The organism is Candidatus Hydrothermales bacterium (assembly GCA_039630235.1).
Classification (GTDB): domain Bacteria; phylum Hydrothermota; class Hydrothermia; order Hydrothermales; family JAJRUZ01; genus JBCNVI01.
In genome coordinates this window covers 4,235-26,906 of sequence record JBCNVI010000002.1, presented here as the reverse complement: position 1 = coordinate 26,906, position 22,672 = coordinate 4,235, and the positions used below count along the sequence as shown (strand labels likewise).

Below are 22,672 nucleotides of genomic sequence, written 5' to 3'. Positions count from 1 at the left end.
TCCAAAAGACGTCACCATCCTCTGTCATTAAAACATTACAGAATATGACTTCACCAGGTGTTGTAAGTGCTTTATATATTAGAGGATCATCCTCAGGATTAACTCCTTCGATTATTCCAAACATTCCCCTTTCAACATTAACAGCGTAGACTTTTCCTTTAATGTTTTTTAGGTAAGCAATATCATCACCGATTAATCTCTCACCAGGCATCATAGCAGTTGAGGTTTTACCGCAGAGTGAGGGAAAGGCGCCTGTAAAATAAGTAACTCTCTTTTTAGGACCGTTAATTCCCACAATAAGCATGTGCTCTGCAAGCCAACCTTCCTTCGAAGCCTTATAAATTGCAAGTCTTAATGACAATTTTTTAAGACCAATTGCGTTTCCACCGTATTGCGTGTTTATAGAATAAACTGTGTTGTCAAGTAAGTCTATATATACTCTCCTTTTGTCAATATTTTTAGAATTTTTCCTTTCGTCAAGTTCACCAGCACTATGAATAAATTTAAAAAAGGTAAATTTTTTCCCTTTCTTTATAAATTCTTCGTATCCATTTCTATATAAGAGATTTTCTGAATGAACTACATAGGCAGAATCAGTTAATTGGACACAGGGTATGCCAAATTCTGAGCCTATGGGACCAAGATTATAAAAGCATACGTAAAGATGTTTGCCTTTCATAATGTCTTTCATCAGTTCATGAATCTCAGCAAGTCCCTTTTCTCTATCCATCCATTCAATGTACTTTCCATAATCTACTCCTGGGGGTAGAAGGAATTTTGTATTCTTTCTGTCCCTAGCTTGATCATAGTACCCGTCAAAGTGGATAGTGTGTCCCTCTGTTTTTAGTTTTATTTCCTCACCATCTTCAATTGCTTTTTCCCTTATATATTTTATATCCTCTTCTGTTCCAGTGTGTACGTATACCTTATCTGGATTACATAGTTCTATATACTTTTGAACAAATTCGTGAACTTCTCTATTTTTTATTGCCATTAACTTTTCATAACCATCTTTTATAAATTTTTCTCTTAAATGCTCCATAACGGCCTCCTTGTTTTTAAATGATTCTATCAACAATTTTTTAAAATATTATATATGAAATACACTTAAAATACAATCTCATCGATGATTTTTATTACTTTTTTGAAGCTCTTTTTCGAAAATTCAATTGAGGGTATAAAAGCTAATACGTTATGTTTCTCACCTTCAAGTAGCGTTAAAAAGCCTCTTTTTAATATTTTCATCCAAACATCATGTGCGAACTTTTCATCTTTAAACTCTATTCCCCATATTATTCCCTTTCCTCTTATATCCTTTATTTTTTCTTTATTTTTTAATTTCTTCAAAGTTTTTTCAATAAAGATTTCCCTTTCCCTTATGATAGTTAGAGGTCTTTTTCTTTTGTATAGTTCTAAAAAAGAGAGAGAGGATATGATAGTAAGTGGATGGGTTAAAAAGGTAGAGGCGTATAGAGGATCTCCCTTAGTTTCCCAAACTTTCATAATTTCTTTTCTTCCTACACAGGCAGAAATTGGAAATCCTCCTCCAAGAGCCTTTCCAAGGCATACAATATCCGGAAATTCTATTTCGTGTTGAAAACAGAAATCTTTTCCAGTTCTTGCAAAGCCTGTTAGAATCTCGTCTACTATTAGAACGATGTCGTAATTTTTGGAGTAATTAAGAAGAATACTGAGAAAATTTTTAGGTGGAACTTTTATACCTCCTCTTCCCTGAATCGGTTCTACGATTATTGCAGCTATTTGTTTTGGATTTAGTTTTTTTAAACTTCTTTCTAAATCTTTAAGATCTTCCTCTTTTTCTGGATAATTCAAAATTATTGAATTTTTACTAATGAATTTCTTAAATGGTTTTTGAAAGTGCTCTAAATTTGTGAAGGGAAGGACTGATAGTGAAAGGCCGTGGTAAGAGTTTTTAAAGGAAATAATTTTTTCTCTTCCAGTGTATAAAAAAGAGGTTTTTATTGCGATTTCAACCGACTCTGTTCCAGAGATTCCAAAGGTACATAAAAGATCTTTGTTTTTAAAGAGGTTTATAATTTCTTCTGATAGTTTTTCTCTTTTTTCGTAGGGGAAAAGGTCTGCCATTGAGTGTGGTTTGAGTTTAAAATAATTTTTTACGTTTTTTATGATGAAGCTATTGAAGTGGCCAAAGAGTGATACACCAAAGAATGAGGTAAAATCGTAGTATCTTTTCCCTTTTGTATCCCAAATATAATCTCCTTTTGCTTTCTTTATTATGAATTTAAATCCTGCAGTTTTTAATGAAAGTGAAGTAGCTGCTTCGTATTTGAACAATTTAAAAAAAGTGGCGGCGGGCGGATTCGAACCGCCGACTCAGGGCTTATGAAACCCCCGCTCTACCACTGAGCTACGCCGCCCTTACTCCTTTTGACTTTTTCCTATTTATAATTATAATATATTATGCGGTTCAAATCCTAAACTTTAAAATTAAAATCAATGAAAAAATTAATTATATTAACTATTTTTTTCACTTTACTTAACTTTTGTGCTCCTCGAGCAACTCAACCTGCCTCTCCACCTGAAGCCGCTGAGGAAGAGGTTGTGGTTGTTGGAGAAGAAGAGACAGTAACTGAAGAAACACCCAAAACTGAGGAAACAATAATTGTTACAGAAGAAGAAACTCAAGCTCCAAAGGTTACAGAAACAGTTGAAGAGGGAGAGGTCGCAGTCGCTCCTACTCCAGAACCTAAACCTACACCTCCTACACCAGAACCTAAGAAAGTGTTTGGCTATAGAGTTCAAATAATAGCACTTGATGCCTCTAAACCTGGAAATAAGGAAAAGGCTAATAAGTATGCAAGAGAAGCTGAAGCAAGACTAAGGGGAGAACATAAGGTTTATGTGGAGTATATACCTCCTTACTATAAAGTTAGGGTAGGTGACTTTCTTTCAAAAGAAGAAGCTGATAAAATGAAGATGAGACTAAGAGGTCTTGGTTACTTTGATGCTTGGGTAGTTGAAACAGAGGTTAGCCCAAGAAGATAATTCTTCTTGAAAATTTTAATCGCCACTTCAAATCCGGGTAAAAAAAAAGAATATTTCGAATTTTTAAAAGATTTAAAGTTAGAAATTTTAAGTTTAGCCGATTTAGATATTAAGGAGAGTTTTAAAGAGAAAGGGAGAACCTTTGAGGAGAATGCCTTTCTGAAAGCATACTACGCCTATACTTTAACTGGTTTTACCACAATAGGAGAAGACTCTGGACTTTTAGTTCCCTATCTTGACTTTTTACCGGGAATTTATTCAAGGAGATTTTCAGAGAGCGGAAAAGATGAGGATAACAGGAGACTTCTTTTAGATATGCTTAAGGGAGTGCCCTTTGAAAAAAGAAGGGCAAAATTTGTATGTGTATCATATCTTTTTCTAAACGAAAAAGAATTTTATAAATTTAAAGATGAGGTTGAAGGTTTTATAACCTATGAGGAAAGGGGAAAAAGCGGCTTTGGCTATGATCCAATCTTTTTATATCCTCCACTGGGTAGAACTTTTGCTGAGATGGATATAAAAAAAAAGAATGAAGTTTCTCATAGGGGAAAGGTTTTAAGAGAGTTAAAAAATTTTCTGCAAAAAATTTTATGAGAAGAAATCTTCTTTTTCTTGATAGGGACGGAGTTTTAATTGAAGATAGAGACTACGGAGAGCTTGGTGATCCCTTTAGATTAAAAATTAGACCTGGTGTAATTGAAGGTCTTGAAAAATTAAAAAAATTAAATTTTCATTTCTTTGTTTTTTCTAATCAAGCTGGAATAAACAAGGGCTACTATAAAATTAGCGATGTAATAAAAAATAACGAAAGAATCGATCAATTTCTTGAAACTAAGGGGTTAAAAGTACTTAAGTATTATTTTTGTCCCCACTTGCCAAGTGAACTTTGCTCCTGTAGGAAGCCTAATCTTTCTCTTTATAGACAATGGACTAAAGATTTTCCCTTTGATTATGAACATAGGTTTATGATAGGGGATAAAGATAGTGATATCGAGTTTGGTAAAAGGCTTAATATGATAACTATTTATTTAAAGACAAGGTATCCGTTAACTTCAAAGCCAGATTTTGTTGTACATAATTTTGAAGAGGCAATAAATTATATATGTTCATACTTCTTTTAATTATATCTTTCTTAGAATTACAGCTTGTGAGGCTAAAGTATGAGGGAGGGGGCGACTGGTACAATGATCCAGAGATTCTTCCTAATCTTGCATCAGAGATAGAAAAAAGGCTTTCTTTGAAGATAGCAAAATCAGAAGTTGTGCTTGATGTAGGAGATAGAAGAATAAGGAACTATCCTTTTCTTTTTATGACAGGTCATGGTAATGTTTTTTTCTCAGAGAGTGAAGCAAAAAATTTAAGGGAATATCTTGAATCTGGGGGTTTTTTGTACATAGATGACGATTACGGTATGGATAAATTCATAAGAAGAGAGATTAAAAAAATTTTTCCTGAAAAGGAGTTAGTGGAGGTTCCCTTTAGTCATCCAATTTACAACATCTTTTATACTTTTGAAAAGGGTTTGCCAAAAATTCATGAGCATTATCCCGGACCTCCAAAGGGTTTAGGAATTTTTATAGGTGATAGGCTTGTTCTTTTTTATACATATAATTCAAACATCTCGGATGGTTGGACAGAGGCCCACGGTGATCCACCTGAGATAAGAGAAGAGGCAATAAAAATGGGAATTAACATTTTTCTTTATTCTATTACTTATTGACTTAATTAAAAAGCAGGGTATGAGATTTAAAATGAAAATAGAGTATGACGGTACCAATTTTTATGGTTGGCAGGTGCAGAAGGGTTTTAGAACTGTGCAGGGGGTTTTGGATGAGGTTATAAAGAAACTTTTACTTTCTAAAAAACTTTTGCAGGGAGCTTCAAGAACCGATAGGGGAGTTCATGCAATTGGTCAAGTTGCTCATTTTGACGCTCCAGCAAGAATTTTTAAGGAAAGATTTAATAGGGATACAGAAAGCTTAAGAAAGGCAATTAATGCTCTTTTACCCAGAGATATATATATAAGAGAGTTAGAGGTAGTGAGCGACAAGTTTCATGCAAGAAGAGATGCAAAGCTAAAAATTTATAGGTATACGATATTACTTGGAAGATCACCTTTAGAAAGTAGATATGCCTGGGAAATAAATTTCAATATAAACTATAAATTATTTTATAAAATGTGCAAATTAATTATGATTGAGAGGGATTTTAGTCCCTTTTCTCCCTTGCCTGAGGGAAGGGGGATAATAAAAATTGAAAATTCTTTTGCAAAAAGAGAAGGTAACAAAATTTTTTTATACTTTGCAGCTAGACGATTTTTAAATAAAATGGTAAGAAGTATTGTAGGACAGATGGTTTATTTTTCTTCAAGAAATGACCTTGATGGTTTTAAAAGAGTAATTGAAAATGGTCCTGAAACCTTAATTATTGCTCCGCCTCAGGGTTTATGCCTTATTGATGTTTTATATGACTAAATTTTTTCTTTTAATTTTACTCTTTACTCAAACAAAAAGCCCTACAAAAGCTGCCTGGATGAGTGCTTTTGTTCCTGGACTTGGACAAATCTACACAGGCAACTACCTAAAGGGCATTATCTTTTTCCTCGGTGAAATATATTTTATAAGTGAGCTAATAAAAACTTATCCTAAAATTGACAAAGATAAAAATTCGTTATACAAGTTTTCCTTTAATTTCATAATTTCAATTTCATTATGGAGTTATAACATTGCTGATGCCTATGTTTCAGCTCATCTACATAATTTTGAGAGTGACACAAGCCTAGCTAAATAGATGTCTTATTAACGTTTTCTACATAATTACAATAGGGACAACTTTTTGACTGTTTGGGAATTTCATCTTCTCTAAGTAGTCTATCTATCTCAAATATAAATTTATGTAATCTTCTATAATTTATTTTATGGCTGTAGAGTTTTGCTCTCCATCTAATTCTTTTTTCTAGTTTAGAATAATAGGGGACAAAATAAAAGACATAGCCTTTTTCTTCTGCTTCGTAGCTATTCAATTTAAAAAGTAGATGGTAACTATCAAGTTGTATTTGAACTGGTAAAGGTAAATTTTCGGGAAACTTAGAAGAGGTTTTATAATCAAGGGCAATAAGTTTTTTCTCTTCGCTTTCAATAATTTCATCTGGGACTCCCCTTAAAATTAAGTTTGTATTTTGTATCTCTTTTTCCTGAAGTTTAATACTCTTTAATTTTCCCTTTATTCCATATTTTTTGAAATAAAAAGGTAGATCTTTTTCCTTAAGTTCTTGAGTTATCTCCTTGAATATTTTGTCTAATAGCGCAGGAATGCCTGGGAAGTACTCAACAGGTCTTTTTATTTTCATTCTTACTTCTAAGTAAAAACATCTTGGACATGAAATATATAAGTTAATTCTTGAGGGTGAAATTACGTACATTTTATTTAGCCCTAAAATTTCTTAAAAATCCAAACTCTCTTTTTTTTAAATTCATCCTTTTTTTCTTCAATTAAATATTTCTTATACTCACCTAAAATATCTGTTTCCCAAAACTCTGAGATTTCGCTTATAAAAATACCATCTCTTTTTAGGACTCTTAGTGCTTCTCTTAGCCATCTTAAGAAAACTTCGTAGCCCTTTTTGCCTCCTACAAGGGCGCTTTTTGATTCTCCCTTAAAGGGTCCAAAAATTCTATATTCCTCCTCTGATAAATATGGAGGATTTACAATCACAAGATCAAACTTTTCGTCCTTAAAAATTCTAAAACTTTTTGCTCTAATTAATTTAATATCCAGTTTTTTACTATTTTTATTTATAAGGCATGTTTTAATTGCTTTTTTTAGGTGATCAACGGCCACTACTTGGGCTTCCCTAAAGATTCTTTTTGCCCATATTGTTAAAATTCCTGTTCCTGTTCCAAAATCTAAAATTCTTTTTGGATTAAATTTTTTTTCCTTCAATTCTTTTAAAGCGTAAACAATTAAAGAGGTCTCCTCACGTGGAATTAAAACTTTTTTTTCTATATAAAACTCCTCATCCAAAAAAATTGCTTTCTTAAAAATATACTCCGGTCTTTCTCCTTTTCTCAGCAGACTTATAACCTTTTCAGCCTTTCCTAAAGCTTTCTTATCAATGCTCTTCGTAGTTATTAATTTTTCTAGTTTTTTGTTAAATATATTCTCAATGACAAATCTTGCGTTTATACCATCTATTTCTTTTAATTTTCCATAAATTTCTATAATTTTGTTAAGAGAGCCTAAATGTTTAAATTCTTGCTTCTTTTTCTGCAAGAGTTTTGCCCTCAACCATATTTTTTAATTTTTCAAAAGCTACTTTCCAAGTTCTGGTTCTAAGTCCGCAGTCAGGTGCTATGTAAATCCTTTCTGGATCCCCTATTATATCTAAGGCGTAAAGAATTCTATCTCTAACAAGTTCAGGAGGTTCTATGAAATCAGTATGAACGTCTATTACTCCAAGTCCAACTATAAATTTTGTATCCTTAAACTTTTCAAGTATCTCATAGCCCTTTCTCTTATCACCTTTTGTCCCCAACTCCCTTGTGTCCCTATTTGCATACTCAAAGTGTATTTCATTTAGTATGCCCTCAAGCTCTTTTATCCTGGGAAAAAGTAAAGAATAATCAGAAAAGCATATATGTGTTGAAAAAAAAGCCTTATTTTTTAAATCACCGATTGATTCTCTCATAGTCATTATAAAAAGATCTATTTCATCTTTCTTAGTAGTTGCTGCTGGTTCATCTATTTGGATGTATTTTGCTCCCTTATCTAAAAGCGATTTAATAACTGGATAAATTATATTTTTTGCCATGGAAATTAAAAACTCCTTTCTTGCCTCTCTTTTTTTATCTTTTATATTTTCCTCTCCGGGTTTTATTTCTTTTAAAAAATATTCATCGTATGACCAATCCACCAAAGTGTAGGCTCCTGTAATTGGAATTTTAATTTCCTTTTTTGCTATTGATTTTATTCTTAAGAATTCCTCATCGTGATAGTTTCTTAATAAAGTGGGTTTATCAATACAGGATGCTCTTTTATAGAATTTGTTATTAAAGCTTCTTACGTGTCCTTTAAACTCAAATCCCCCTATATTTTTTATAGGGTGTTCATACATTTCTATTCTATGTTGTTCACCGTCGTAAACAAGGTCAAGTCCTGCTTTTTCAAGAAGTCTTATGGCAAGTAGAGAGGAAAAATATATTATTCTTTCTTTTTCTTCATTGTTAAACTTTTCTCTTTTTTTGAGTAAATCAATTAGTTCTTTTTTCTCCTCTATTTCGAGAAAATTTGCCCATGTTTTTGCCTCTTCAATATCTGAGTCAGAGAGTTTTATTTTTCTTAGAGACTTTACTCTAAAGGAGGGTTTAGCAAGTGAACCTATCTCATGGGTTAAAAGTTTCATTTTTTAACTTTTTAAAAGATTTTTTATTTTTTGATCCATTACTTCTCTTGGAAGGAGCTCTGGGGGACCACTGGGACATATATAAATATTTTTGTTTTTTATAAACTTTAAGGTTTTCTCAAAAAACTCAACCACTATCTCTCTTTTTTCAATTAAAGTTGAATCGGTATTTATTAAACCAAGGAGTATAGTTTTGTTTTGTGGAAATTCTTTAAGAATGTGCTCACTTGAATTAGAGTAAAAATCAAAACCGTATCCATCAAAATCAAGGGAAAACAAAAATTCTAATTCACTTTTCACATCAAAAAAGAAGGTATGTATAAAGAATTTTAAGTTTTTAAACTCTTTTAATTTTTTACAAAACCAAAGTGAAATTTCTTTTTCTTCTTCTTTTAGGCTTCTATAGCCGATTGTGGGTTCATAAAAGATTATGATTTTGTTTTTCCAACTGTTTAATTCCTCAATTACTTTTAAAAGTAATTCTCCTATCTTGCTTAGACTAATATTTTCTGAGAATTCACTAAAAAAAACTATAAAGGGAAAAGTAAATACTAAATTATCTTCCCTTTTGAACAAATTATCACATAAAAGGTAATGTTCAAAGAATTTTTTATTTTTTATAAATTCAAATTTTTTAAAATTAAGTTTTCTTATAAAAAAGTTTGTTTCATAGAACCTTTTAAGTCCGTTTACCTCAACAGAGGTAGAGAGTTCTGCAAAGGGTCTTAAAAGATCTTGAAAGTAGAATTGTCCATTTGTGATATAATCCCATTTCTGTTGAATTTTGATTAATTCTTTTATATCCTCAGCAATAATCTCTTTAAGTTTTCTTTCACCTATTCTTTTTCTATCAAAATCTCTTGATGCTTCAACAAGTTTTTCACTTCTTGGATAAATCCCATGTAATATTAACTTCATAATCTTTCTTTTATTTTTTCAATTATAATTTTTGAAAGTTCTAAGTTTGAATACATAACATGTTCTATGTTGAATCCTAAATTTAACCTTTCTTTATGAGAGAAATCAAATATTTCATCTATCATTCTTTCAATTACTTCAAGGGTTCTTGATTCAACTTTTCTTTCGTTCTCAGTAATATAGAAATTTACTGCAGTTGGAAACTCAACTCCGAGCCATTTCATAAATTCAATATCTTTTATCCTTTTGGCTGGAGCCAGAGATATATATATGTAAGGGAATTTAATATTTTCAATTCTAACAAGTCTTAAAAGATGAATCAAAACTTGTTTCATATTTGAGGTTTCAAAGATTATTTGTGAAACAAAAAATTCTATTCCAGCTTTCATCTTTTCCAATATTCTATAAGGTTCCCTTACTCTTGTAAATATAGTAATTCCGCCTAATTTGACATCAGGAAAGTTTTTTTTGATAAATTTTGCAGCTTCTATAACAGTATACCCTGGGTAATTTATTTTGCTTGATTCTCCACCAACTAAAACAAAATAATTGATTCCCTTACTATATGCATAGGATACCCAATTTTCAAAATCTTTCTTTTCCATTCTTACACATATTTTATTTATAATTGGTTCAAAACTAAATAAACTTTTTAGGCATTCAGAAAAATCTATGTTATCTATTTTTTCTTTGTAAGGAATATTTCTTTTTTCATTTCTTGCTGTTTCATTGACGACTTCTGGGATATTCAAGAATTTAATTTTCTCCTCTTTCATAATTTCTACTATTTTTTTGCAGAAGCTAAAAACTTTCTCCTTTCTCCAGTCTTTAGGAGAAGGTATTACTTCAAAAATAATTTTTTCATTCATATTTTTAATTATAATAATACTTTACCTTGACAAAGTCTAAAGATTAATTTATAATAATCTAAGGTTCAAACCCTCCCAGATAATTAGAAAAGATGAAAAAAATACTTTTCCTCTTGTTTGGATGTTTTTTGTATGGTGAATTTACAAATTCCTTTTCTCTGATTGATATTCCTACTGCTAGTTTACCCTCTAAACCAGGTTATTCAGAGTTTGCCTTTTTTACCCACTTTGGTCTCAGGAAAGAAAGAAGTATTTTGAAGGACTTTGATCCTTCAAAACCTTTTGATTTTGATCTTTATGGGAATTTCTCTTTAGGTAATTTATTTTTTACTTTAAAAGCCTATACGTTAACTGATTATGCACTCGATGTAATTTATAGTATAATGCCAGAAATAGGTGTAACGCCAGCTGTTGCAGTTGGAATCTATAATTTATCTTACAGAAAGCATATAAGTTCAACAGGTTCAAACCCGCCTGAAGGTGGTTATAATGATGATAATTCTTATTACTGGAAAGAGTGGAGAGAAGGAAATTATAAAAGAAACATAGAAAATCTTTCCTTGTTTTTAGTTGTTTCAAAGCATTTTACATATAGATTTATAGGAACAATAGGGATTGGAAGAGGAAGATTTGTTGGTTATGGTCCAAGATCTAAATACTTTAATTTTGACATAATCACGGGTGGCAAAACAAAACATGAACTAACATTTGGAATTTTCTGGGGAGGCTATTACATTGTAAACAAAAATTTCCATATCTTAATGGATTTTGATGGAAGAGATTTTAATGTAGGCTTTAGGTACATACAAAGGCTTTTTTCTATTAACTTTGCTATTACAAAGCTAGAACATTATCTTGGTGGCTCAAAAAGGTTTTCACCTAGAGTTGGCTTTGGTGTAATAGTTAAACCCGAAATTTTTAAGGAAAGATAAAGGAGTAACCTTTTAAAATTATTGAGTAGAGTGGTAAAGCTTGAAAGGGAAAAAGGAGGGTAGAAATTTAAAAGAATTTTAGATGAAGGTAAAAAAATTAAGCAAAGAATTAATATACAGAATTAGAGCAGGCGAAGTAATAGAAGATCCTTCATCAGTTGTAAAAGAATTAATTGAGAACTCTCTGGATGCTGGTGCAAAGAGGATACATATTTATCTAGAAGATGGTGGAAAAAGATTAATTGAAGTAAAAGACGATGGTGAAGGAATGGATGAGGAAGATCTTACTCTTTCAGTTTTACCCTTTACATCAAGTAAAATAGAGAAAGTAGAAGACTTAAAAAAAATTACAACTTATGGATTTAGGGGTGAAGCTTTATTTGCTATCTCTAAGGTATCAAGACTTTTAATTAAAAGTTCAAATAATGAAAGTTTCATTGGAAATGAAATTTATCTTGAGGGAGGTGAAAGGATTCATTTAAGACCATGCTATCATCCTAAGGGAACAACCGTAACTGTAAAGGAGATTTTCTACTCAGTACCTGCAAGAAGAAAATTTTTAAAAAGTTCAAGTCAAGAATTAAAAAAAATAGTAGAGCTTGTAACTAAGTATGCTCTTTCTAACCCTGAGGTAGAATTTTTCCTAAAAAATGAGAGAGATATTATTCTTGATTTAAAACCCTCAAGTAGTTTTAAAGATCGCTTAGCAGAAATTTTTGGTAATGACTACTTAAAAGAGCTATATGAAATAGAGGAAAACAAAAAAAATTACTCTTTTACACTCTTTATCTCTAAGCCAGAGTTTTTAAAGGAAAGTCCAGTTAAGATTTTTTTTGTTAACAAAAGACCCTTTTACGATAATTCATTTATAAGGGCTTTTAACACAATTTACTCTGATAAATTAAGATACCCTGATGTTTTTCTTTTCCTATTTTTAAATCCTGAGGAGGTAGATTTTAATGTTCATCCCCAAAAGTTGCAAGTAAAATTTTCATCTAAACTCTCCTTTCCTCATAAGATTGTTGAAGCTGTTAGGAGGAAATTGAAAGATAAAGTACTTGATAAAAATAAAGTTGAATTAATTACAAACATAAGAGGAATTATAAAACAAAATGAATTACCAAGACAGCTTGAGTTTGGAGAAATGGCTAAGGAGGAGATTAAATCTAATTTACCGGTTTATGAAGATATATGGCAACTTGAAAATACTTACATAATTGTAAAGTTTGAAAAGGGACTACTTGTAATAGATCAACATAACGCTCACGAGAAAATTATTTACGAAAAAATTTTAAGTAAAAGAAAGTTCAAAACAAATTTTATAGCTTTTCCTATTTTTTTAAAACTATCACCTCCAGAATTTAGCGCTTATAGGGAGGTAAAAGATGTTTTTAAAGATCTTGGTTTTGAAATAAGAGAACTAAAGGATGGTGAAATTCAAATAGAGGGAATACCCGAATTTATTAAAAAATTTACAAAGGAAAATTTTATTGAATTAATTAACGAAATAAAAAAGGAAAGAAAAATTGAACCCTTAAACGTTTATAAGGAAATAGCTTGTAAAAGTGCAATAAAAATGGGGGATGTTTTAAAAAAAGAGGAGATGACGAATATCTTAATTGAACTTTTCTCATTAGAAGATCCCTTTTTCTGTCCCCATGGAAGACCTGTAATGGTTCAAATAACTAAAGATGAGCTTGACAAAAAATTTGGAAGATAAGATAAAGGTATTTGCTTTAATAGGTCATACTGCCTCAGGAAAAAACGAATTAGCCTTTGAAATAGCAAAAGAGCTGGGTGCAAAGATTATTCTTTGCGATTCAAAAAAAGTGTATAAGCTAATGGACATAGGAACAAGTAAACCAACTAAAGAGATGAGAAAAGAGGTAGATTACTTTATGATTGACCTAAAGTATCCTAATGAGTATTACAGCGCAGGGGATTATGCAAAGGATGCTGAAAAGATAATTTTAGAACTTGCTAAAAAAAAAGAAAGATTTTTTGTTGTTGGAGGAGGTACCCTTTATCTGAAAGCTCTCTTTGAAGAAGATTTTATATCTCTGGACTCAGTATCCTTTGAACTGAGAGAAAAATTAAAAAAAGAAAAAACAGAAAAGCTATATGAGCTTTTAAAAAAGATTGATCCACAGAGAGCAAAAAAAATAGGTAAAAACGATAGGGTAAGAATAGAAAGGGCTATAGAGATATACGAGGTTACTGGAGAAAAGCCCTCTGAGATTTATAAAAAAAGAAAAGTTGAGAAAAAAATTGTCCCCTATTATTTTGCTATATATTGGGATAATAAGGAAAGAAAGAAAAGAATCTCTGACAGATTAGATAAAATGATGAAAATAGGTTTTTTAGAAGAAGTTGAGAACCTGTTAAGAAATGGGTATGATTTGAGGTATAAATCTCTTGACGCCCATGGTTATAAGGAACTTATACTTTATTTAACAGGGAAAATAAGGAGTTTAGAGGAGGCCATGGCGCTCACAAAAAAGAGAATATATGAATACACAAAAAGACAATTGAGATTCTTCAGGAATTATCTTAAAATAAAACCTATCTTTTATAAAATGGAGGAAGGAAATAGAAATTTCATTAAAGAAAAACTAAAAAGGGTGCTTGAGGAGGAAATATGGAAGGACTTTTAAGAGAGGCAAGAAAAGCCTATAAAAAGGGCCTTTTAAAAGAAGCAAAGTTACTCTTTGAGAAAGTTATAGAAATTACAAAGGGTGAGTATATGGAGATCTATCCAGATTATATAGGACTTCTTTTAGATCTTAAGGAGTATGAAAAAGCTGAAAAAATTTTAAAGAGTATAGAGAAAGAGATTGAAAAGGACGGAAGTGTTTCTCTTTTAAATTCTTTTAAAAGATTAAAGGCAAGGTTATTGAGGGAAAAGGGTAATTTTGAGGAGGCAAAGAGATTACTGAAGGAGATTTTAAATCATAAGGGGTTAGATGATGAGGAAAGGGGGAAGGTAAATTTTGCTCTCGCTAAAATATACTTTATTGAGGGTGATTATGATAAAGCAGAAAGGTGTTTTACAGAAAGCGAAATAAATTTTAGAGGTACAAGCTTAATAGAAGAGGAGGGTTGGGCAACACTATGGAGGGCAAAGATTGCAAGGATAAAAGGAGAGTGGCTAAGATCAAATGATATTCTAAAAATCTTACTAAGAGAATATAAGAATATATCGAAGCTTCTTTATTCAAATATTTTATTGGAGAAGGCTTTACTTTTGTTTGAGGAGGGTAAAAAGGAGGAGGCACTTGAAATAGAAAAAATTTTAGAAGAAACATTAGAAAATCTGAGGGCTCCAAGATTAAAAGTAGAGGTAAGATTAAGGCTTTCTAATCCACTTTCTATAGATGCCAATGAATTTAGAAAAGTTGAAAGGAGATCTTTTAGGATCTTAACTTATTTACCAAAAGAGGAGAAAACTTTAAGGGGGCTCGCACTTTCTTGGCTTGCCTATGTAAAGGGTTTTTACGGAGAAAAAAAGGACTCTCTGAATCTGTATAAATTGGCAGAAAGGGAACTTTTAAACTCAAGCTACGAGGAAAAGGGCTTACATTTATTTTTAAAACTTCTTACTCTGATTGAGTTCAAAAATAAAGAGAAAGCAGAAGAGACCTTAGAGATTTTAAATGATAAGAAATATCCCTATTTTTTCCGATCCTTGGCAATTTTAACAATGAATTTTGAAAAAGTTTAAATCTTGAATTAGTTTAAATTTTATGTTATAATTTCACTATGAAAGGAGGAAAAAATGGAAAATATCAAAGATACTTTAATTATAGATTTGAAAAAATATGATTTTAAAGATGAGGTCGATTATCTTTATAGGGCGCCTAAGGGTTTAACAAAGAAATTGATTGAGGAGATAAGTTATATAAAAAATGAACCTGAGTGGATGAGGAAATTTAGATTAAACTCCTTTGAAATTTTCTTAAAAAAACCTATGCCTCAGTGGGGGCCAGATCTTTCTGAAATTAATTTCGACGAAATATCCTATTATGTTAGACCAACAGATAGAAGAGGAACTTCATGGGATGAGGTGCCAGAATACATCAAAAAAACCTTTGAAAAGTTAGGAATCCCAGAAGCTGAAAGAAAATTTCTCGCAGGTCTTGGAGCTCAGTATGACTCTGAAGTTGTCTACCATAACATAAGAAGAGACCTTGAAAAAAAGGGTGTTATTTTCCTTGACACAGATACAGCTTTAAAAGAATATCCTGAATTTTTTAAAGAATACTTTGGAAAAGTTGTTCCCCCAAGTGATAACAAATTTGCAGCCCTAAATTCAGCAGTTTGGAGTGGCGGCAGTTTTATTTACGTACCTAAAAATGTGCATGTTGAATTTCCGCTTCAAGCATATTTTAGGATAAACGCCGCTAATATAGGCCAATTTGAAAGAACACTCATAATTGCAGATGAAGGCTCTTTCGTGCACTATATTGAAGGTTGCACTGCCCCTACCTACTCAACTTTTTCTCTTCACGCAGCAGTTGTTGAAATAATTGCTAAAAGAGGTTCAAGAGTAAGGTATACTACAATTCAAAATTGGGCAACTAACATATATAACTTAGTCACAAAAAGAGCTGTAGCCTATCAAGATGCTGTTGTTGAGTGGATTGATGGAAACATAGGATCAAAGGTAACAATGAAGTACCCCTGCGTTATAATGAAAGAAAAGGGGGCAAGGGCAGATATAATTTCTGTAGCCTATGCCGGTAGGGGTCAACATCAGGACACAGGTGCTAAGGCAATTCATCTTGCCCCTTATACCTCAAGTAAGATTATATCAAAAAGTATAAGCAAAGACGGAGGTAGAGCCACCTACAGGGGACTTTTAAAGATCATAAAGGGAGCAAAGGGTGTAAAATCAAACGTCAACTGCGATGCTCTTTTACTTGATGAATTTTCAAGAACAGATACTTATCCCTATATGGAAATTAATGAGGAGGAGGTTGATATAGGTCATGAAGCCTCTGTCGGAAGGATTTCAGAAGAGGAAATTTTCTATGTTACATCAAGAGGTATAAGAGAATCAGAAGCCCTGGCTCTTATTGTCCTTGGATTTATTGAACCCTTAACAAAAGAATTGCCTATGGAGTACGCAGTTGAGCTAAATAGATTAATACAACTTGAAATGGAGGGTTCAGTAGGTTAAAAGGGAGGAATTAAAAATGAACGGTCTTTTGGTAAAAGATCTTTATGTAAGCGTCGAGGGTAAGGAAATACTAAGTGGTCTTAATATTTACTTCGAAATGGGAAAAATCCATGCCATTATGGGTCCAAATGGGTCAGGTAAGACAACCTTAGGGTTTGTAATTATGGGGCATCCTAAATATGAAGTAAAAAAGGGTGAGATAATTTTTAAAAATAAAAATCTAATTGAACTTAAACCTGACGAAAGGGCAGCCCTTGGTATATTCCTGGGTTTCCAGTACCCCTATGAAATAAGGGGTATAAGTTTTCAACATTTTGTCTGGAGAAGCATTCTTTCTCTAAAGACAAAAAGAGAAAATAGCGATATATATCCAAGAAATTTTGTTGAATTTAAGAGGGAGTTAAGAAAGAAAATAGAAATTTTAGGTCTAGAGGAAAAATTCTCTGAGAGAGATTTAAATGTAGGTTTTTCAGGGGGTGAAAAAAAGAGGGCAGAGGTTCTCCAGATGCTTCTTTTAAAACCTGAATTTGCAATTCTTGATGAAGTAGATTCAGGTCTTGATATAGACTCAGTTAAACTTGTGGCAAAAGCTATAGAGAGTATGAGATCTCCAAATTTTGGGGCAATAATAATTACCCACTATCAAAGGATTTTAAATTATATAAGACCAGATAAAGTTTATGTTATGGTTAAAGGTAAAATTGTAAAGGAGGGTGGACCAGAACTTGTAGAGGAAGTTGAAAGAAAAGGTTATAAAATCTTTGAAAATTCTTCTTAAAAAAACTTTAAATGCTTCCTGATTTAAAAATAAAAAATAAAAACTTCCTAAGAAAAAGAGAAGAGATTTTTAATAATTTAAGTAAACTTGATTTACCTAATGAAAGATATACAGATCTAAGAAACTTACCCTTTGAAAAATATTTAAAGATAAGGGATAACACTTTTATAAAAGATAACCTATCTGACGAAGAGGGTGTAATTTTTTTTCCAGATTTTTTTGATAATGAAACTGCCTGTGAAATCTTATTAAAAACCTTTAATTCTAATAAAAACCGAATACTTGCAGCTAACCTCCTTTTTCCTACCGGTGGTTTTTTTCTTGAAATAAAAAATAGAGAAAAAGTTTTAGATCTCAATTTACTTTCTCCCTCTGATTTTACCTATAGTTTACAAACATACATTTTTAAGCTCTCTAATTCTTTTTTGGAATTAAATATCAATCAAGAAAATGAAGGTGATTTTTTTTCACATAGTTTATTTATCTTTATCGTAGAGGATGGTTCAAAACTAAAACTGTATAATTTTAATGCTCCAAATGTTTCTTTTCTTTTCAGTAGTTTTTATATATATTTGAGTAAAGATACAGAGTCAGAGATATACTCTGCTTATTTTAAAAATCCCTATTCAAAAATTGACAAGCGTGTTTTTATAGAGGGCACTGGTGCAAGGGCACTTATAAGAGATATCTTCGTTGCCGATAAAAACTTATTTTTAAGTTTAAGAAATGATCTAATTTTTAAAGAGAGCTATACAAGTGGAGAGGAGTATACAAGGGGAGTGCTCTTTGATGAGTCAACGGTTTGTTTTTATGGTCTTGCAAGAGTAGAGGAAAAGCTTAAAAAGATAAACGCCTTTGTAGAAGGTGAAGCTCTCTTGCTTTCTGAAAGGGGAAGCTTTCTCCCAGTCCCGTCTCTTGAAATCTTATCAAACGATTTAAGATGCACTCACTCTGTAAACTCTGGCCCTCTCTCTGAAGAAAAACTATTTTATATGATTTCAAGGGGATTAGAAAGAAAAGAGGCTATAAGGATGTACATTGAGTCTTACCTTCTTTCTAATCTTGATGGTTCTAAAGAAGAATTTAAAAATAGAATAAGAAAATACCTTGATAGCTATGAATTATAAAGATCTGGAAAAAAGTGAAAAGTTTAAAGACGGGTTTCTTATAAAAGAGTTTATAAGTTCTTTTTGTGAAAAAAATTGCTTTTATTGCGCTTTAAGAAAAGATAGGGATTTTAAAAGAGAAATTGTACCACCTGAAAAATTAGCGGAAAAGTTTCATAAAATGTACAAGTGTGGTTATGCAAGTGGCTTATTTTTATCTTCGGCAATATTAAAAGATCCAGAGGAGACTCAGTACTTGATAAATAAATGTGCAGCAATCTTAAGAAAAAAGTATCTCTATAAGGGTTATATCCATCTAAAGATAATGCCTGGAGCAGATTATGAAGCAATTAAAGAAGCGGTACTTTATGCTGATAGGGTATCTTTAAATTTTGAGGCACCAAAAGAAATTCACCTTAAAAACATCTCGAAGGATAAGAATTTTAAAATTCTCTTTGATACCCTAATAAAAATTAAAAGGGCATACTATGAATTGAAAGAAAAATATAGAAAAATCTTGCCCTTTGGAATATGCACCCAATTTGTCTATTCTCCTTTAAAAGAAAGTGATAGAGAATACCTTGAGTTTACAGAGTTTCTATATAGAAAGTTCAGACTTTCTATGGTTTACTTTTCAAGATTTATTCCTGTTAAAGGTACACCCTTTGAAAATCTGAGTGAGGTATCTCCCTTGAGAGAAAAAAGAATTTATCAGGCAAATTTCTTAATAAGAGATTATGGTTTTAGGCTAAAAGATTTAGTTTTTGATGAAAATGGTAATTTACCTCTTGATAAGGATCCTAAAGTTATATATGCTGAAAAGAATAAACATCTTTTTCCTATCGAAATAAAAAAAGCAGATTATTGGCTTTTATTGAAGGTGCCGGGAATAGGAAAAAAAACTGCAAAAAACATAATCACCTTTAGAAAGATGATAAATTTAAATAATATCGCTCACTTTGTAAAAAATTTAGAAAAAGTTTCAGACTATATTTTAATTGATGGAAAAAGGGTAAAAGCTTAGGTTTAAAAACTTGAAAAAGAGTTTAAGTTTCTTTATAATAATAAATTGGGAGATGGGGACGTAGTTCAGCATGGTTAGAACGCCGGCCTGTCGAGCCGGAGGCCGCGGGTTCAAGTCCCGTCGTCCCCGCATTTCCTTTAATTAAAAGGTTTGCCCCTTTTTCTAATCGTTGATGCTACTTCCCTTGCCTATAGAGCTTTCTTTGCCTTCGAAAAAAATCCCTTAAGAAACTCTAAGGGACAAAATACCTCCGCAATTTTTGCCTTTACAAACTCAATACTGAAACTTATCGATGAATATAAGCCAACTTACGCTGCGCTAGTCTTTGACGCAAAGGGTAAAACAAAAAGACACGAAATTTATTCTGCCTATAAAGCAACAAGACCCAAAATGCCTGATGAACTTACCTTTAGTTTAATCTGGATAAAAGAGCTAGGTAAAGTCTTAGGCATAAAAATTTTAGAAATAGAAGGCTACGAAGCCGATGATGTCATCGCCACTATTGCTAAAAAAGCCGAAAAAGAAGGACTAAAGATCTTAATCCAATCATCTGATAAAGATATTTTACAAATTGTTAACGAAAATATTTACGTTTTAGATACAAGACCTATAGAAGAGGTTCTCTACACTCCTAAAAAAATAGAAGAAAAATACGGCTTACCTGCTGACAAAATCGCAGATTACTTCGCCTTAATAGGTGATTCAATAGATAATATCCCAGGAATAAAAGGAATAGGCGAAAGAAAAGCTAAAGAAATACTTAAAAATTTTAATCTCTCAGAAATTTTAGAAAACCCCTCTTTGCTTAACGATAAGTCTCTTGCTGATGTTTTTAAAAGTCAAAGGGATGCCATTTTTCTAAATAGGCTTCTTGTTCAACTTGATACGAATGTCCCTGTAGATTTTAATAAAGAAGAGTTTCTATTACATGAACCTGATATAAATAAGCTATTCGAGATCTTCAGAACCTTTGAATTTTACTCACTAATGAAAAAGTTTTCTACTTATTTTCCCGATATAAAATTTAAAGATGAATTTTTAAAAATTGATAAATTTAAAATCGCAGTTCATCTAAGGGACGGTGATGCAATCGGTTTTTATGATGAGGCCTTCAAAATAAAAGAAGAAGATTTTAAAAACCTTCTATCAAGGGAAGACTCAGAAATTTTTGTACCTGATGCAAAAAAATTCTATAAAAGACTTTTAAAAAGAGGATTGGAGTGTAAAGGAAAAATATACGATCCCATTATACCCTATGAACTTCTCTTCCCTGAAAAACCTGATCCTGACGAAGAAAGACTATCTCTTGAATTTCTCGGAAAAAAATTCTCTGATCTACCTTTCAAGAGAGAAGTTGAAATTCTTTATATGGTCAATAAGATCACCCCGATACTTTTGGATGAAATATATAAAGAAGAGCTAGATCAAGTTTACTTTAAAATAGAAAACCCCCTAACAAGAGTAATAGCCGAGATGGAGCTAAACGGTGTTCTGATAGATAAAAAATTGCTTACAGATCTTGAATTTGATATTGAGAAGAAAATTAGGCTTATTCAAGAAGAGATTTATAATCTCTGTGGTACAAGGTTTAACCTAAATTCTCCGATGCAGTTAAGAAAAGTTCTCTTTGAAAAACTTAAATTAAAACCTAAAAAGAAAACGAAAACCGGTTATTCCACTGATCAGACTGTTTTACAAGAGTTAGCTAAAGAGCATATTGTTCCAAAAAAAATACTTGAGTATCGAGAACTATATAAACTTTTATCTACCTACATATTGCCCTATAAATCCTTGATCGTAAGTGATACTGGAAGGATTTATGCTACCTTTAAGCAGATAGGGACTCAAACTGGAAGGATTACCTGTGTAAATCCAAATTTACAAACTATACCTATAAGATCAGAATTTGGACGGAATTTAAGAAAAATCTTTATTGCCTCAGAAGGTTTTAAAATTGTAGTGGCTGATTATTCACAGATTGAGCTTAGAATTTTAGCTCATTTATCTCAAGATGAAAACATGATAAATTCCTTTATAAGGGGAAAAGATATACACTCAGAGACTGCAAAAATTATTACAGGAAAAAGTTCTATAACTGAAGAAGATAGGAGAAAGGCTAAAACTATTAATTTTGGTATTTTTTACGGTTTAAGTCCCTATGGATTATCAAAGGAACTTTCAATATCTCTACAGGAGGCAGAGGAGTTAATAAAAGAGTATTTTAGAATGTATCCAGGAGTAAAAGCTTGGATTGAAAGTACTGTAAAAAAGGCTTATGAAAAGGGGGAGGTAAGGACGATTTTTGGGAGAAAAAGGAAAGTTTTTGAACTTTTTCATCCTAAAAGGGAAATAAGGGAGCAAGGGGAAAGAATTGCGGTAAATACACCTGTTCAGGGTTCAGCGGCAGATTTGATAAAGCTTGCGATGTTAAACTTAAATAAAGAGATTTTGAAAGAGAAAAGGGAAACAAGGCTTATTTTGCAAATTCATGATGAGTTAGTTTTTGAGGTAAAAGAAGATAAGGTAGAGGAATTTGTAAGGATTTTGAAAAAAGTGATGGAAAATGTCTATGAGTTAAGAGTTCCTCTTGTGGTGAATGTAGGGGTTGGGCAAAATTGGTTTGAGGCAAAGAGAGAGTAGAGAGAATAAAGGAAACTCTCAAATTTTTTATGAGACTTAAAGAGTTTGAAATGTCTTTTTGTGACTTAGAGGAAACGGAGAAAAATAAAGAGTTGAGTAATGACCTTTGCCTATAAATCTCTTACAAGTTATAATGTGAATAGTTCTAGATTTATCTTTTTGAGTCTTTCTTGTGGAGATAGAAATGTAATTCTTACTTTTATATACTACTTTCTTTCTTAATCACCTTGATTAGATTTTTATATGAGCCGACTCAAATTTTGAAAAACTTGAATTTTTTTTATGATTTATAATTTATAATACAAACCAGGGAGTATTATGAAAAAAATAATAAAAATCTTGTGTTCTATTCAAATATTAGGGTTATGCGCCTAAAGGGCTATCAATCCAAGGGTACAAATGAATGGATAAGGAAATGGATAAATGAGTATATAGGCTTTGAGAAAAACTTTGGTCAAATTCAGAGCCTTGAAGGAACTCCTGTTTATGATGTTCTTTTCAGAGCAAAACTTTGAGGGATACGGGATATTCATAACAAAAAGTGGGGTAAGTTATTTGATTCATAGATCTTCCGGGCGTAATACAGAGTATGCAAGGATTGATATTGAGTTGGTTGTTCAAACATAAAGGAGGAGAACATAAGTTATGAAGATCCTTTACCTGGGTATTCAAATTATTATTTGCCTTCGTGTCCTGGTGGTGTTCTTGGGGTTATGACTTATAGGAGGGTAAGGATAAAGGATGTTTATCTTGGTATTGATTGGATATGGAGGTATGATGGAGAGAAGGTTCAACATG

23 protein-coding genes and 2 tRNA genes are annotated in these 22,672 nt (G+C 31.8%); 17 read left to right on the top strand and 8 right to left on the bottom strand.

Translation table 11 applies throughout. The annotated features are described in order from the left end of the window. The 3 genes from ABDH49_02575 to ABDH49_02565 all read right to left on the bottom strand — a co-directional run. Nucleotides 1-1,042 (bottom strand): phosphoenolpyruvate carboxykinase domain-containing protein (locus ABDH49_02575; GenBank protein ID MEN3045861.1); only part of this gene is annotated, 1,042 nt, incomplete at its 3' end. A gap of 65 nt (nt 1,043-1,107) precedes the next feature. Further along, the gene (locus tag ABDH49_02570) at nt 1,108-2,316 is read right to left on the bottom strand and encodes an aspartate aminotransferase family protein (protein MEN3045860.1); all 1,209 of its coding nucleotides are present in this window, start codon (nt 2,314-2,316) and stop codon (nt 1,108-1,110) included. An 11-nt stretch (nt 2,317-2,327) separates the two neighbouring features. Further along, nucleotides 2,328-2,399 (bottom strand) — tRNA-Met (locus ABDH49_02565). A gap of 79 nt (nt 2,400-2,478) precedes the next feature. On the opposite strand from ABDH49_02565, the gene ABDH49_02560 reads away from it, so the two are divergent. Genes ABDH49_02560 through ABDH49_02535 form a run of 6 tightly spaced genes read left to right on the top strand, consistent with a single transcriptional unit; the run spans nt 2,479 to nt 5,817 of the window. Further along, nucleotides 2,479-3,027, top strand: a complete 549-nt coding sequence (locus ABDH49_02560) for an SPOR domain-containing protein (GenBank protein ID MEN3045859.1) — start codon at nt 2,479-2,481, stop codon at nt 3,025-3,027. A 6-nt stretch (nt 3,028-3,033) separates the two neighbouring features. Continuing rightward, a complete protein-coding gene (rdgB, locus tag ABDH49_02555; protein MEN3045858.1) occupies nt 3,034-3,621 on the top strand; it encodes an RdgB/HAM1 family non-canonical purine NTP pyrophosphatase in 588 nt (195 codons plus the stop codon). Then, nucleotides 3,618-4,148, top strand: coding sequence for an HAD-IIIA family hydrolase (locus ABDH49_02550; GenBank protein MEN3045857.1), 531 nt, complete (start codon nt 3,618-3,620; stop codon nt 4,146-4,148). Before rdgB ends, ABDH49_02550 begins: the two co-directional genes overlap by 4 nt. Next, nucleotides 4,130-4,747 (top strand): DUF4159 domain-containing protein, encoded by a 618-nt coding sequence (locus ABDH49_02545; GenBank protein ID MEN3045856.1) that lies wholly within the window; start codon nt 4,130-4,132, stop codon nt 4,745-4,747. The genes ABDH49_02550 and ABDH49_02545 overlap by 19 nt, the downstream gene beginning before the upstream one ends. Nucleotides 4,748-4,766: 19 nt before the next feature. After that, nucleotides 4,767-5,501 carry a tRNA pseudouridine synthase A gene (locus tag ABDH49_02540; protein ID MEN3045855.1) on the top strand — a complete coding sequence of 245 codons (735 nt, stop codon included), beginning with the start codon at nt 4,767-4,769 and terminating at the stop codon, nt 5,499-5,501. Next, on the top strand, nt 5,494-5,817 hold the full coding sequence (locus ABDH49_02535) for a DUF5683 domain-containing protein (protein ID MEN3045854.1): 324 nt from the start codon (nt 5,494-5,496) through the stop codon (nt 5,815-5,817). The genes ABDH49_02540 and ABDH49_02535 overlap by 8 nt, the downstream gene beginning before the upstream one ends. Here the strand turns inward: ABDH49_02535 and ABDH49_02530 are convergent. From ABDH49_02530 to ABDH49_02510, 5 genes are read right to left on the bottom strand one after another with little or no spacing between them, the layout of a single operon-like run. Continuing rightward, a complete protein-coding gene (locus ABDH49_02530; protein MEN3045853.1) occupies nt 5,810-6,448 on the bottom strand; it encodes a PD-(D/E)XK nuclease family protein in 639 nt (212 codons plus the stop codon). The two genes, ABDH49_02535 and ABDH49_02530, sit on opposite strands and share 8 nt — an antisense overlap. An 11-nt stretch (nt 6,449-6,459) precedes the next feature. Next, on the bottom strand, nt 6,460-7,299 hold the full coding sequence (locus ABDH49_02525) for a class I SAM-dependent methyltransferase (GenBank protein ID MEN3045852.1): 840 nt from the start codon (nt 7,297-7,299) through the stop codon (nt 6,460-6,462). Then, a complete protein-coding gene (locus ABDH49_02520; protein MEN3045851.1) occupies nt 7,274-8,428 on the bottom strand; it encodes a hypothetical protein in 1,155 nt (384 codons plus the stop codon). The genes ABDH49_02525 and ABDH49_02520 overlap by 26 nt, the downstream gene beginning before the upstream one ends. A 3-nt stretch (nt 8,429-8,431) precedes the next feature. Next, a complete protein-coding gene (locus ABDH49_02515; protein MEN3045850.1) occupies nt 8,432-9,346 on the bottom strand; it encodes a hypothetical protein in 915 nt (304 codons plus the stop codon). Next, nucleotides 9,343-10,215 carry a hypothetical protein gene (locus tag ABDH49_02510; GenBank protein ID MEN3045849.1) on the bottom strand — a complete coding sequence of 291 codons (873 nt, stop codon included), beginning with the start codon at nt 10,213-10,215 and terminating at the stop codon, nt 9,343-9,345. Before ABDH49_02510 ends, ABDH49_02515 begins: the two co-directional genes overlap by 4 nt. Before the next feature lie 92 nt (nt 10,216-10,307). On the opposite strand from ABDH49_02510, the gene ABDH49_02505 reads away from it, so the two are divergent. The 11 genes from ABDH49_02505 to ABDH49_02455 all read left to right on the top strand — a co-directional run bounded on the left by ABDH49_02505 (nt 10,308) and on the right by ABDH49_02455 (nt 22,389). Then, nucleotides 10,308-11,147 (top strand): hypothetical protein, encoded by an 840-nt coding sequence (locus tag ABDH49_02505; GenBank protein ID MEN3045848.1) that lies wholly within the window; start codon nt 10,308-10,310, stop codon nt 11,145-11,147. 82 nt (nt 11,148-11,229) lie between these two features. Beyond that, nucleotides 11,230-12,867, top strand: a complete 1,638-nt coding sequence (gene mutL / locus ABDH49_02500; protein ID MEN3045847.1) for a DNA mismatch repair endonuclease MutL — start codon at nt 11,230-11,232, stop codon at nt 12,865-12,867. Then, nucleotides 12,857-13,801: a tRNA (adenosine(37)-N6)-dimethylallyltransferase MiaA gene (gene miaA, locus ABDH49_02495; GenBank protein MEN3045846.1), complete on the top strand. Its 945-nt coding sequence runs from the start codon at nt 12,857-12,859 to the stop codon at nt 13,799-13,801. The genes mutL and miaA overlap by 11 nt, the downstream gene beginning before the upstream one ends. Further along, complete coding sequence (locus tag ABDH49_02490; GenBank protein MEN3045845.1) at nt 13,786-14,868, top strand: hypothetical protein; 1,083 nt, start codon at nt 13,786-13,788, stop codon at nt 14,866-14,868. The genes miaA and ABDH49_02490 overlap by 16 nt, the downstream gene beginning before the upstream one ends. Before the next feature lie 54 nt (nt 14,869-14,922). Beyond that, a complete protein-coding gene (sufB, locus tag ABDH49_02485) occupies nt 14,923-16,326 on the top strand; it encodes a Fe-S cluster assembly protein SufB (GenBank protein MEN3045844.1) in 1,404 nt (467 codons plus the stop codon). Nucleotides 16,327-16,342: 16 nt separating this feature from the next. After that, nucleotides 16,343-17,104: a Fe-S cluster assembly ATPase SufC gene (gene sufC, locus ABDH49_02480; protein ID MEN3045843.1), complete on the top strand. Its 762-nt coding sequence runs from the start codon at nt 16,343-16,345 to the stop codon at nt 17,102-17,104. 11 nt (nt 17,105-17,115) lie between these two features. Beyond that, nucleotides 17,116-18,231, top strand: a complete 1,116-nt coding sequence (locus tag ABDH49_02475) for a SufD family Fe-S cluster assembly protein (GenBank protein MEN3045842.1) — start codon at nt 17,116-17,118, stop codon at nt 18,229-18,231. Beyond that, nucleotides 18,221-19,234, top strand: coding sequence for a radical SAM protein (locus tag ABDH49_02470; protein MEN3045841.1), 1,014 nt, complete (start codon nt 18,221-18,223; stop codon nt 19,232-19,234). The genes ABDH49_02475 and ABDH49_02470 overlap by 11 nt, the downstream gene beginning before the upstream one ends. Nucleotides 19,235-19,288: 54 nt before the next feature. Next, nucleotides 19,289-19,363: transfer RNA gene (locus ABDH49_02465), tRNA-Asp, on the top strand. Nucleotides 19,364-19,384: 21 nt separating this feature from the next. Further along, the gene (locus ABDH49_02460) at nt 19,385-21,874 is read left to right on the top strand and encodes a DNA polymerase (GenBank protein MEN3045840.1); all 2,490 of its coding nucleotides are present in this window, start codon (nt 19,385-19,387) and stop codon (nt 21,872-21,874) included. Nucleotides 21,875-22,215: 341 nt separating this feature from the next. After that, entirely contained in the window at nt 22,216-22,389 is a 174-nt protein-coding gene (locus ABDH49_02455; protein MEN3045839.1) for a hypothetical protein, read from the top strand. Nucleotides 22,390-22,672 lie beyond the last annotated feature (283 nt).